The 14,319-nt window shown below is 59.4% G+C and carries 2 protein-coding genes; both read right to left on the bottom strand.

Translation table 11 applies throughout. The features are described from left to right. Entirely contained in the window at positions 1-4,068 is a 4,068-nt protein-coding gene (locus tag R3C98_RS02210; protein WP_291075197.1) for a hypothetical protein, read from the bottom strand. A gap of 251 nt (positions 4,069-4,319) precedes the next feature. Further along, positions 4,320-14,159: an SdrD B-like domain-containing protein gene (locus R3C98_RS02205; protein WP_371312485.1), complete on the bottom strand. Its 9,840-nt coding sequence runs from the start codon at positions 14,157-14,159 to the stop codon at positions 4,320-4,322. Positions 14,160-14,319: the final 160 nt, after the last annotated feature.

Raw genomic sequence — 14,319 nt, 5'->3', positions numbered from 1 at the left:
CTAGAATTTGGCAACGATGTTCAGGAACAGGCCTTCATCATCAAAGGAGAGATCAGTCAGATCGTCGGAGAAGTCGGTGAAGTTGTACCCCAGACCCACTTTCGCATTGTCGCCGACATGGCGGTAAAGCGCGGCCAGAACCCCGGCTTTGCTATCATTGGCGGCATCCACCTCCAGCATGCGGGCCTCAAGCAGCGCATCCCATTTTTTTACGACATGCACGTCAGCCCGCAAGACAAAGAGGCTCGCACTGTTTTCGACAAAATCCTCATCGGTGCGTGAGAGGCTGACCTCGCCCTGACGCAGGCCGACCTTGCCGCCCAGTGTCAGCCAATTGGTCAGTCGATAGTTCGCATCCGCGCTGAAGATATTCGACTTTTGCGCCGGCAGCGCACTCTGTCCGGTATTCGAGATCTGCTGCGAGGAGGGCAGGTCCTCGAAATAGGTGTAGCGGATCAGGGCGTTCAGCCGGTCATTCTCGGTCGGGCGATAGGCACCGGCGATCTGGGCTTCGGTAAAGTCGCCATCAAAGAACGCGCCGCCAGAGAAATTGCTTTCTGCCTTGTTGTATTTGAGGATGGCCGTCCAGTCCGGTGACACTTTGATGCCGAGATTTGAGCGGAACAGCCAGGTGTCGCGCTTGTCTGCGCCCTGCTCATCTGTGCGCCACTCAAACGCCGCGCCGAAATTCAGCGTCTCATCACTATAGCCGGAGGTGACCGTATAGGCTTCGCGCTCAACGCGCTGGCCGCGTTCTTCAAGGTCGCCGACCTCGAATGAGGCACCAAAGGTCCAGCGCTCGTCCCAGATATAGTCGATACCATAGGCATGGGTCAGACCAGCCCGGTCGCCAAAGCTCGCGCGTTCCTCACCATAGACGCTGACCGTATCGGAGAAGCGGCGACGCCCGCCCACGGTCAGATTATTCTCTGTGTTTGCAAGGAATGCGGTGCCATCTATGCCCGGCTCGGTACGGTCCGCATCGAGGGTGTAGTTGAGATAATACTCCTCGCCATCGGCCCGTTGCCAGGTCACACCGGCCAGCGCGCCAAGCCCGCCATCCCCTTCAGACAGCTCGCCCTTGATCTGGAAGGCGTCCAGGATGCGCGCCTCAAGACCGAAACCAGCCCGGTTGAGCTCCTCACGGCCCGGACCGGCATCCAGCGTGATCTGACCGAAACCGTAATAGGACAGCGCCTCATTGACGGTATAGCGCAGCTCAAGCCCGGTATCGGTCCGGTCGCCCTGCTGCAGCGCCAATGGGCCAGAAAGGTCATTATGGCGCAGACCTGCGCCAAGCTGCCAGTGATCGGTCAGCCCGATACGGATGTCACCGGCCATCGTGTCCTCATCGAGGACGCCTGTGATTCCGACAGAATCATATTTCAGCGTCACATCGGTGCGTTCGCCAAAGCGCGTGTCGAAGGCCGCACCAAAGCGGGTCGTATCTCCGCGCGTCAAACGGCCGGGCGCAGAGAAACCATCCTCAAGCTGTTCATAATAGCCATAGGCCCGCGTCGGCCGGCTTGGATCCCCAAAATCAGCCGCGTTTACGGCACCCTCAAGGCGCCAGGCGGTTGCTGCCTCTCCGGCCAATGCGCCCGAAGACAGAGGATTGAACGTAAAGCCGCCATCCAGAGAGGCGCGTTCATCAAAGGCAGCGCCTTCGGTCTGGGCAAGCTCGCCCTTGAGATAGGTCGTATCGCTTTTCTTGATCAGGACGTCGGCGGCGACCAAAGTCTGGTCAGCCTCGCCGGTTTCCTCGCTCTGAGCCGTCAGACCAAAGCGCACATCATTGCTGGCCCAGGTTTCGACCCGGCCACCCGTTGTGTAGCCCTCAATGTCGGCAAAGGCTTGGGTATATTCATAGCGTGCAACCAGATAGACGCTTGAGCCTGACAAGGTGCCATCGCGGACCACCTGCGTCCCGATCTCGGTCGAGGACAAAGGCGAGGACAGCATCACACGGCCCTGAATGTAATCGATTTCATAATCGACAAAGGGGCGCAGTTCCCGTGTCTCAAGCACCAGCCCTGAATCTTGATCCCGGACCTCAATGCGCAGACGCTCTGAGCCTATGGTCACATCCTGATTTTCAAGGAAATAGACCGATCCGCCTGTGGCCCGGAACTCCTGCCGGCCCGGAATCGTGCCCGGATCGGCGGCAAAGAGTGTTGCTGTCAGCTTGCGCTGACCATCCGGTGTTACAGCGTCCGAGTTGTATTCGGCTTTCGCGCCATAGAGGCCGCGGTCAATCTGGGCAAATTCGGTGTCGGTGACATTGGTGAAGAAGTTGCCCCAGACAATGTGATCATCGCCGTCCTCAAGCCGGACATAGAACCGGCCCTGCGTCGGCGCATCCTCAACATAGGTCGAGTTGTCGCCATAGACCGGGTAATACCGGTCTGGGTCAATCCGGCGCAGGATCGACTGGGGGTCCTTGTTCGACAGATTGGAGAACAGGCTGTCGATATCCTCTTCGGTCGTATCCATAGAAGCGGTCAGCAGATAGCGGCCTTTGATCTTGCCTTTAAGGTAAAAGGCGCCGCGTCCGGTGACGTAGTTTTCCTCAAACTCGGCGCCGCTGGCTTCCAGAAGCGCCCGGCCTTCGCTGGACCGGGTGCCAATCGTCAGATCGCCCAGCGCGACAAAGAACATTTCGCTTTCTGGGATTTCCGCGCTCTTGGTGGTCTTGATGATCGTCCCATCAGGCTGCTCATAGCGCACCTGAACGTCGTGGCGGCCCGGCGGCAGGATCTGCTGCACCGCAAAATCGCCCTCAGGATCCGCCAGGACCGGTCGGCCCATGACCCGTAGGCTGCCCAGTTTCTCGCCCTCAAAGCCTTTGCCGGACACGGTGACAGCCCCGCCCTTGATTTGAATGTTGCGAAGCGCCGTGGCATCTTCGCCATAGATCGGCGCTGCCGCATTGGGCGCAAGGTCCAGGGCCTCGACCTTGTTGACCATGGCAATATGCTTGCGATTGGTCTCGTCAAACCGCCCGGAGGTGTCGAACACTTTCAGGACATAGGTGTAGCTGTTGGTCTTGCGATACGCCGGAACCGTCCAGTCGGCCCGCCCGGTCTCAGGGTCAACCGGCAGCGTTGCAATCGGCGCGGTGATGAAGGTATCCTCGGCGTCAAACACTTCGATCTGCGCGCGGTCGACCCAGTGATCATAATTCCAATAGGTGCTGAAGCTGACGGTTGAGCCCGGCACAGCGGACGTCTGTCCAGTCGACAGGCCGACATTCAACAAAGGCTGGGTTTCGAGGCCGTCAAAACTGACCTGAATATCCGATTGGCGCAGAAGATCATCGCTTTCGCGTTCGGCTTTCTGGCTGTTGGCCGCGCTTTGCCAGTAGGATTTCCCAACCAGGATCCGGCTCGGCGCCTCGGACTTTTGCGCGACCGGTGCAGCTTTGACCGGCGCAGGCTTTACCGCGACGACTGGAGCTGCTGGTTTTACAACAGGTTGCGGCTTGGCGACCGGTTCTGGTTTCGGGCGGTAAACGGGCTGTACCCGGATATTGCGCACAGAGGTGTTGTCGCGTGTCTTGACCGTTTCCAGGGTCTGCGCCGCAACGCGTTCATCGCTAACCGCCGCGCCACGGGTCAGCGGCTTTGGCCGGGTTTCGTCATACATGCCGGTCTCGTCATAGACCCGCAGGACATAGACATAGGCGCCGTTGCCCGTCTTGGGCATGGTCCAGCGCGCGCCTTTTTCCTTGGTAAAGGCGAGGTCTGCCACCGGATTGCTGAGGCTCTTGTCCGCCGCATCGAACACCCGAACGGAGCTGAAAGAGATAGCCCGGTCATAGTTCCAGAAGGTCAGAAACTCTGCGCTCTCGCCCCCGGAAACGCTCTGTCCGCCGCCGACCAGGGCGACATTCAGGGTTCGGCTGGGCAGGCCGATCTGTCCATTGCTTAAAACTTCAGGCAGCGTGTAAACTGATGACGGGCCAGTTGTGTTTGTGGCTGGCTCCATCGCATGGGCGAACTGGGCCGCTGCTACGCTCGAAAGGAGCACGCCTGCCAGCGCTGTTCCAGATCCAAATTTACCACTCATCGCACATACCCAAGTTTAGATTCGCCAGAACCCTCGGTTTGAGTGGAAGATGACAGGTCAGGGTTAATTTCACGTTCGAAAGATCGATGAAATTTCATCTATCCCGCCAGAAATTGCAGTAGATACAGGTGTTAAGCGGCGTTAACCTCTGCGGCGCAAGGTCGACGTCCAAACGTGCGGAACCGCTAAAAAAAACCCCGGCAACTGGACGTCACCGGGGCTTTCTGATCACTGAGACAAAGGGAAACTGGTCAAGGGTTCTGGCGGGAACTGACCACCTCTGTCTCAATGATTAGCTCATAGGGCGCATCCTGCTCGGACCAGAGCGCTTCCAGCTCGGCCTTCACCCGGGCAAGGCGTGCAGACCCCTCACCGGCACCGATATAGGTGATCGAGAGGATTGACCGTTCCTCCATCAACACCTCAACCAGGCTGACAAGATCGGCTGCCGCATCGGGGGCCAGCTCGTCCCGGCCCTCAAGGAAGGCATCCGGGCGTAGTTGGAACTCGACCGGACGAAGCGCACCGACCCCGAAATCCAGCTGGGACATCTTACCTTGTGTCAGGCGGATCACGCGCGGGTTTTCCGTTGTCACATCGAAGCCGGTCGGCAGGGTCCGCTCATCCAGTTTCAGGATGAAGTTTGATCCGATGCCCGCTTTCGGTGTGGCTGCACAGGCAATGTGATAGCGGCCAAACTCATCGGTCGTGACCAGCAGGCCCTTGACGGTCGCCAGACGCACACCCGGCAGGCCGCGCTCGCCCTCATCCTGAATACCGTTGCGGTTGGTGTCTTCAAAGACCTTGCCCAGCACTTCAGAACAGTCGAACACTTCATCCGGCGTGATGCGAATGGTCGCCTCGGCAATGTTGGATAGGATGACATCCTGAACCCCATTGTCGGCATAGGCTGTGTTGACATACTCGCCAACTGTGACGCCAGAGCCAACCGCAACACCAAGCGTTATCTCGACCGCGCCGCGCGCCGGAACCGTCTGGGCCTGCCAGGTCAGCATCCGGCCATCGACCAGCGGCTCGACAGGGTCGCCATTCACCCGGCCAGAACCGGCGATGAAGACCAGACCAGCGGGCAGTTGGTCGACAATATCAACACCGATCTGAGGCACATCGAATTCATTGGCCACAGTAATCGTGTAGACAACAACCGACCCGACAGAGGCATTGGCCGACAGGGCCCGCTTGGTCGCGGTCAAAGGCGCCTGACTGATCGCGGAATTGACCGGAATATGGTTGTTGGCAAATTCCGGATCGCCTGCACGGATTGCGAAGCGGGCATAGAAGGGCGCAAGCTGGCTGGCATCCGGGCGCAGCGGGCTGGCTGAAACCTCACAGACCGGTCCGGCCAGGGCGTCATTCAGACACACGCCTGTTTCAAGCGCGCCTTCATTCACGTCCAGCGGGGCTGCCGCAAACACGCCGGCTAGTCCGTTGGGCAGCGTCACCGCAATCCGGTACGTGCCGCCCGAGGCCGGGCAAGCTGCATCGCCGCCCGCTACCAGATCAAAGAAGTAATAGCCTTCCAGTCCGGTGACCTGGTCCTGCTGACTTGGATCCGCGAAACAGGCAACAGGAAGCGGCGTTCCGGCCTCATCCACAACCGTCACGGTTCCGCCCACCACAGGCTGGTTCGTTGCCACATCATAGACGGTTCCGCTCGGGGCCACAGGCTCATCGAGGCCTGTGCGGTCTTCACCTGGCTGCAGATCGATGCCGTCAATGATGTCAACCACAGTACCTGACGCGGCTTCAATGAACACGACCTCATAGGTCAGGTCCGGGTCAAGGCCGGTGAAGGCATAGCTGCCATCGGCGCCGGTCGTCATCGTGGCAATCACGACGCCGCCAGAGCGAAGCTGAACGATATAGCCGGGCATACGGGTTTCTGCACTCTGCAGCGTATCATCGGCATTGGCGTCCAGGAACACCGTTCCGGCAAGGCTCGCATCCGTCACGATCGTGATCGTGATCGCGGCTGTATCGCAATTGGACGGGTTCAGAACCTCACAGATTTCATAGGTCAGCGTATAGGTTCCGGCGATGGATCCTGCTGGGACCGTGATCGTGCCGTCAGGATTGATCACAGCGCCCGTCAAACCGTCTGTATCGGTTATGGACGCCGTCACGTCCGCCGGGGTCACACCCGCTCCGTTCAGCGTGTCATTGTCAAAGACCGAAGGCAGTGTGGCCCCGTCTGCGCCGTTCACGGGCGTTGCACTGTAATCATTGTCATTGGCCACGATCGGGGCCGCTTCGACCAGAACCGTTGCAACCGCGCTGTCGCAATTGGCCGGGTTCAGAACCTCACAGATCTGATAGACCAGCTGATAGGTTCCGGCCGGCGTATCGGCAGGGACGGTCAGCGTGCCATCAGCGGCAATCGCAGCCCCGTTCAGCCCATCCGCATCGGTCAGGGTCAGCTGTATATCAGACGGTGAAACCGCAGCGCCGTTAAGCGTGTCATTGGTCAGGACACCTGGCAGGGTTGCCCCATCGGCGCCGTTGACCGGCGTTGCGGTATAATCGTCGTCATTGGCGACGATCGGGGCCGCCTCGACGACAACCGTCACAGCGGCTGTGTCACAATTGGTTGGGTTGAGAACCTCGCAGATCTGATAGGTCAGCGTATAGGTGCCCGCTGGCGTGCCCGCCGGGACCGTGAGCGTTCCATCCGGGTTCAGAACCGCCCCGGTCAGACCCCCATCAGCGGTGAGGCTGGCGGTAACGTCAGTATCGGCAAAACTCGCTGCGTTCAGCGTGTCGTCGGCAAAGACGCTCGGCAGGGTGCCCCCATCCGATCCGTTGAGCGGCGTTGCTGTATAGTCATCATCATTCGCGGCAATGGGCGCTGCCTCGACGCTGACGGTGGCAATGGCGATATCGCAATTGGCCGGGTTGAGGTTTTCGCAGATCTGATAGGTCAGCGTATAGGGTCCCGCTGGCGTCCCTGGCGCAACACTGATCACACCGTTGACCGGATCAAGCGTCAGCTCGCTATCGCCTGAAACCGTCGTCAGTGTAATATCCGCTGGGGTCAGGACAACGCCGTTCAGCGTGTCATCCACCAGGACAGACGCCGTGCTTCCACCCTCCGCGCCATTGATCGGGGCAGGGGTGAAATCGTCATCATTGGCGACAATGGCAGGCGGGTTGATCATAACCGTCGCTGTGGCCGGGTCACAATTGGCCGGGTTCAGAACCTCACAGATTTGATAGCCCACAGTATAGGTGCCCGCTGGCGTTGCCGCAGGAACCGACAGCGTGCCGTCCGGGTTGATGCTGGCACCGGTCAGGCCGCCATCGGCAGTGATTGACGGGGTGACCGCTGTATCGGCAAAGGCCGAACCATTAAGGGTGTCATCGGGATAAACACTCGCCGTCGCACCGCCATCCGCGCCATTGATCGGGCTGGACGTAAAGTCATTGTCATTGGCGACAATGGCCGGAGGCGTCACCACAACTGTTGCAAGAGCACTATCGCAATTGGCCGGGTTGAGGTTTTCGCAGATCTGGTAGGTCAGCGTATACGTTCCCGCTGGCGTCCCCGGCGCAACACTGATCACTCCGCTGACCGGATCAAGCGTCAGCTCGCTATCGCCCGAAACCGTCGTCAGTGTAATATCCGCTGGGGTCAGGACAACGCCGTTCAGCGTGTCATCCGCCAGGACAGATGCCGTGCTTCCACCATCCGCGCCATTGATCGGGCCGGGGGTGAAATCATCATCATTGGCCTCGATCACAGAAGCGGTAATGAGGAGGGCGACATCGGCTGAAGTGTCACAATTGGTCGGGTTCAAGACCTCACAGATCTCGTAATTGACCGAATAGGGTCCCGCCGGTGTTCCGGCCGGCACAGTCAGCGTGCCATCAGGGTTGATACCAACCCCGGTCAGCCCCCCGTCGCTCAGGATGGTTGCCGTCACCGCACCCGGTGCAAACGGCGCGCCGTTCAACAGATCATTCGGGAAGGCGTTTGGCGTGTTTCCACCCAATGCGCCGACAATCGGGGTTGAGGTAAAGTCGTCACTGACACCAAGAATGTTTGGCGGATTGACAACAATGGTTGCAATTGCCGGGTCACAATTGGCCGGGTTCAGAACCTCACAGATCTGATAGCCGACGGTGTAGGTTCCAGCCGGGGTCGCCGCTGGTACAGACAGCGTTCCATCGGGGTTAATGCTGACCCCGGTCAGGCCGCCGTCCGAAACAAGGGTCGGCGTAACGTCAGCATCGGCAAAGACAGCGCCATTCAAGCGATCATCCGGGAAGACGCTCGGCGTTGTGCCGCCGTCAAAGCCGTTGATCGGTGTGCTGGCGAAATTATTGTCATTGGCATCAATGGTTGCCGCGCTGATCACAACCGTCGCGGTTGCCGGGTCACAATTGGCCGGGTTCAGAACCTCACAGATTTGATAGCCCACAGTATAGGTGCCCGCTGGCGTTGCCGCAGGAACCGACAGCGTGCCGTCCGGGTTGATGCTGGCACCGGTCAGGCCGCCATCGGCAGTGATTGACGGGGTGACCGCTGTATCGGCAAAGGCCGAACCATTAAGGGTGTCATCGGGATAAACACTCGCCGTCGCACCGCCATCCGCGCCATTGATCGGGCTGGACGTAAAGTCATTGTCATTGGCGACAATGGCCGGCGGGTTGATCACAACCGTCGCTGTGGCCGGGTCACAATTGGCCGGGTTCAGAACCTCACAGATCTGATAGCCGACGCTATAGGTTCCAGCCGGGGTCGCTGCTGGGACAGTCAGCGTGCCGTCCGCGTTGATGCTGACACCGGTCAGGCCGCCATCGGCAGTGATTGACGAGGTGACATCGCCATTGGCAAAGACCGCGCCGTTCAACCGGTCATCCGGGAAGACACTGGCTGTGGTGCCGCCATCCGCGCCATTGATCGGGCTGGCCGTGAAGTCATCGTCATTGGCGGTGATCGCAGACGCGCCAACAACCACGGTAGCCGTCGCCGGGTCACAATTGGCCGGGTTCAGGACCTCACAGATCTGATAGCCCACCGTATAGGTTCCAGCCGGGGTCGCTGCTGGTACAGACAGCGTTCCGTCAGGGTTGATGCTGACCCCGGTCAGGCCGCCATCCGAAGTGAGTGACGGCGTGACAGCACTGTCGGCAAAGACCGCACCATTCAGCCGGTCATCCGGGAAGACGCTGGGCGTTGCGCCGCCAGTCGATCCGGTAACGGGGGTTGATGTAAAGTCATTGTCATTGGCAACAATCGCTGCGGCCGTGACAACAAGATCAACGGTGGCGGTGTCGCAATTGGTCGGATTGACCGTCTCACAGATCTGATAAGTCACTGTGTACGGGCCAGCCGGGGTGCCGGCCGGAACGCTCAGCGTCCCATCGGCATTGATCGAGACGCCCGTCAGTCCGCCCGTATTGGTGACGCTCGGGACAACCGCTGCGTCGGCAAAGGTCAGGCCATTAATCGTATCATTGGGGAAGACACTTGCCGTCACGCCGCCATCCGCGCCAACAATCGGGCTGGCCGTGAAGTCATTATTGTTCGCAATGATCGCATTGTCGGTGACACCAAACAGATAATCGGTGGCATCAGTGCCAGCGCCAAGTGTGATTGAAGAGACAAAATGGCTAGTATAGCCTGGGGTTGCGCTGGCACCTTGTGTGCCGCCTGCAGTTCCCACGGTTGAGCCGGTCTGACTGCGATCCGGGGTTGCGGTCAGGCGGATCTGATAGGTGCCGGGGCGCAGCTGCGGACACGCCGCGACCGGGAAGCCATAGCTGCCATCGGCGGCGCTGGTCGCCGTACAGGAGATCGACCGACCAAGATCATCAGTACCGGTCAGTTGGATGGTGGCTCCAGGGAAAGTCCCGGTCTCACCGCCCTGACGGGTTCCATCACCATTTGTATCGACATAGATCAGGCCAGCAAAGGAGGAGACAGCGACCTGTCCGAAATTGCGGTTGCCATAGACCGTTGCCGGCAGGACGACACCGGACAGGATCTGCTCGCTGCCATCGACAGAGCTGGGCAGAATAACTCCGCTGCCATTCTCTTCCTGGCCGTCATAAAATCCGCTCGGCTCCTGCAGCTGGGTCACGGTGTAGCCGGTGCCATCAGACGGGGCCAGACCGTCAAAACTGTACACGCCAGAGCCGTTCACACTCGTCGTCAGATTGACCGGATTCCCGGCAAAATCGGTACCGGTCAGGCTAAGATGCGGGGTTGCCGCATAGCCGCTGCCAATACCGGCGTCGCCGCCATCCAGCGTGCCATTATTGTTGGCATCGGAATAGATCGAGCCGCTGATCGAGGAGAACCGATAATTGGCAAACTCATATCCGGTCTCATCGACACCTTCGGCCAGCACAACCGCGCTGATGGCATTGAAGGCCGCGCCAGTGCCAAAGGCGGAATTATCCACCGTCCCGCCAGCCGATCCGGCCGTCTCGCGATAGTCCACATGGTTGGCTGGCTGGGTTTCAGTGATCGTGTAGCCTGCGCCATTGGACGGCGGCAGATCGGCAAAGCTGTAGCTGCCATCAGCGGCGGTCTGAACGGTTGTATTGATCGTATTGCCGTAGAGATCGGTCCCGGTGAGGGTCAGCGTAACTGAGCCGATGCCCTCGCCAGCGGTAAAGCTGTCGCCCATATCATTATCGGAATAGACCCGGCCACTGATCGAGCTGACCCGCAAGGTGCCGTCACTTGTCGACTGGGCGTTATTGCCCGGAACCTCGTCTATAGAGATCGGATTGCCGCCCGCCGTCTGTCCGACCGCAATCGTGGCCAGGTTGACGATCGGGTCGTTGACATTTCCGGAGAAGGGGAAAGTCGCCGCCGCTTCAATCCGCATGGTGACGGTATCGCCATTGGCCGGAAAGAAGCCGTCCACGACACACAGAACCGAATTTCCGGTTGAGCAGGTCGAGCCGGAGACGGTCGCGCTCCCGCTAGGCGTGAACACGACCGGGGTCGCCGTTCGAACAAAACCCGTCGGCAGCGTATCGGTGATGCGCACCTGTGTGGTCGCCGAAACGCCATTGTTGCGGAACACAATGTCATAGGTGACCGGCTCGGCAATATTGATCGGGGTTGGGGGCGCCGGGAAAATCCGTGTCTTGGACACGACTTCAAGATCGGTTGACGGAATAACGGTCGTCGTCTGCGCGGCAGTGTTGTTGGCGGTTGGCGTGTCAAAGGCCTGCTGGTCTGAAGTCACAACAGCCGTCGTGCCAAAGGTGATGGAGGAGACCGGCGCCCCGCCGCCCGCATCCACAATGGTGAACGCCAGGATAACGGTCTGATTGTCGCCATTGCTCATATTCGGATAGGTACAGATCACCGGATCGGTATTGCTCGCCTGGCTGCATGACACGCCAGCCGGAACCGTCGAGGCCCCCGCATTATAGGCCATTTCATAGCCCGCTTGCGGGTTGGGGGAGACGGTGGTGGTAACTGAGGAGCCCTGCGTCAGGCCGCCATTGCGCGTATTGATCTCATACAAAAGCGTGCTGCCATAAATGGCCGGTTCGGCAAATCCGGACGGCTCAGCATTGGTCACGCGCATGTCGAGGCTCGGTGCGCCGACATCATGGGTCAAAGGACGGCTATTATTGGCTGAATTGGTCTCCAGCGTCGTCGTTGTGACCGTCGCCGTATTGGTGTGCGAAACAGGGAAATCACCCGGATTGACGGCGCCGGCAAACGGGAAGCGCGGGCGCACCGTGATCGCCATCTGATAGCTTTGACCGCGGGTCATGGTTCCAATCGTACAGGTCGCGGTGTCAGGCGTAGTCGTGCCATAGTCACACACGCCTCCCGGGGCAGTTGTGGTCACATTCAGAACCTCGAACCGCGCCGGATCGATAAAATCAGCGGTTGCAACGGCGCTGCCGGCATTCGGGCCAATATTCTTGATGTCGACCAGATAGGTCGCTGTGCCGCCAGACTGCGGCGGGTTCGGGCTGACGCGCTTGTCATCGACGATCAGGTCAGCATTGGCTTCGGCCGTTACGCTGACGGAGTCATTATTGTCGCTGGTATTGGTCTCGATCGTATCAGGTGAGGTGATCGAAAAGGCGGTTGTGCGCAGACCCTCCAGGATCGGGCGGTCCACCTGCAGGATGATGGTCCGGGTTTCACCGGCCACAAGATTTGTCACCCGGCAGAGCAGGTCATCATTCACCGTCGCGAGCGTCGGACAGGTGATCCCGGCATCGGCGGAAAACACGCTGACGGACGTGGCATGGTTCACGCTGCCGCCATTGAAATTGACCGTGGTGTTCATCCAGTTGCCGAGATTGAACGTGCGCACATCGACAGTTCTGGCGGTATCGCTGCCTGCGGCGTTGCTGACGGTCAGGCGAATGAAGTGCGATCCGGTTGCGTCAGGGACAGTAACAGCCGGCGAGAAGCCACCTGAGCTGCTGAGGCTGACCTCAGCCACAAGCGCTAAATTGGCCTCTTCGGTCGTCGCACGTGAGGTCCGCGACAGGCAGTTATTGCCCGTATTGGGGTCCGCCACGCTCAGCCCGGAAACATCCACACAGGCATTATTCGTAATATCGACATCCGCCCCAGACCCGGCCTGGGTCACGATCTGCAGTGTCTTGCGCGCATCCACGGCAATCGAGCCGCTATCGGTGGTCGTACAGGTGACGCGCGTGACATAGCCGGCATCGGGTGACGCGCCCGTTACACAGGTCCAGCCCGTCGTGATCGTCGAAACATAGGTTTCGTTTGGGCCAAGGTCATCGGTGATCACAATCGGATTGGCCGGCGACCAATTTACAATGGAGGGGCCATTATTCTCGATCCGGATGGTCGATGTCATGTTCTGACCGGCCTGGACGGGGTTCGGCGTCTTGGTCTTGCTTTGCATGAAGACATCGGCGGCAGGATCATCAATCCGGAACGTATCATTGCCGGTATCATTGCCCGGAACCGGGTCGGAGAGACCTGCAGGCGGGGTCACGGTCGCGGAGATGACCTGATTGCCGCCTGTATCGCTCAGCGCCGCGATCGGAATGACAAAATTCTCCAGCGCGCCGGTATTGATCGCACCTGCGGTACAGGTGATCGTACCGACCGGGGCCTCACTACAGCCAGCAGGCAAAGGCCCGTTCAGGCCAAGATTGGGCGACAGGACGTGCACAATCTGCGCCCCGCCAGCAATACTGGTCGGCCCGTTATTGTTGATGCGCAGGGTGAATGTTCCGGTCTCACCGGTGATGAAGGACGAGGCGATGATGATCCGCGCCTGCAAATCCGTTCCCGGCGTGATGGTGACGACCTCTGGGCCATCGGTATTATTATTGAGGTCAGGATCGCCCAGACCAATCTGCGTCACGGTAACATCGGCCAGCGCCGACAGCGTGCCAGCTGGAATATCGGCATCCCCGGTCAAAGTAATAGCCGGGAAGCCGGCGCCTGAGGCGATTGCCGGGCCAGAATAGGCACAGGTCACCGTCTGTGATCCGCCGCCCGACTGGACACAGCTCCAATTGCTGCCTGTGGAGGAAACATATCCAAAGTCAGCGCTTGGCGGCAGCGAGAAAACAACTTCTGCTGCATTAACGCTGTCGGGTCCATTATTTGTGACGGTCCCGACATAACTGAACCGTCCACCGGCCGGCAGCGAGTTTGTTGACGCGCTGAGCACCATGGCAAGATCGGCGCCCGAGCCTACGGTTGGCGTGACGGAGAGGCTGTCATTGCCAGGGTTCGGGTCGGTATTGGTCGGGCTGGAAATCGTGACTGTGCCGGTCAGGGCATTTGCGGTCTCGGCTGTGGCAATGAACGTAAAGGTGAGATCGGGATTGGCAGCATCGCGGGTCAGGGTCGGCAGTGAACAGGTGAGGGTTTGAGGCGCGGTGAAGCCAGAGGCGCTACACCCCGCCGGGACATTGGCGGGCTGAACGACCATGGTTGCAGGGACATCGACCTGCAATTGCGCGTCCGAAACTGGGGTCAGATCATTATTGTCGAGGTCGACCTCAAAGGTGACATCCGCGCCGCGATATATGTCACCTGTCGGACTCACAACCTGAAAGCGAGAAACGGCCAGATCGGCAGCGCTGGCCATACCTGCCAGTCCAATCGAAACAGCAAATGCCAAAATCTGCTTTCTTAACAGCATAATAATATCCTCTACACGCTCACGGCAAAGCCACCGGATAAGGCCCATATCGCTCTGCACGGTTAAAGAGGCCTGAAGTCCACTGCACCTATTTTTTTTTAAGTAG

Origin of the sequence: Hyphomonas sp., from assembly GCF_041398465.1 — a bacterium.
Lineage (GTDB): Bacteria > Pseudomonadota > Alphaproteobacteria > Caulobacterales > Hyphomonadaceae > Hyphomonas.
Note: the sequence above shows the minus strand (reverse complement) of the source record. Positions and strands in the feature narration are given on the sequence as shown.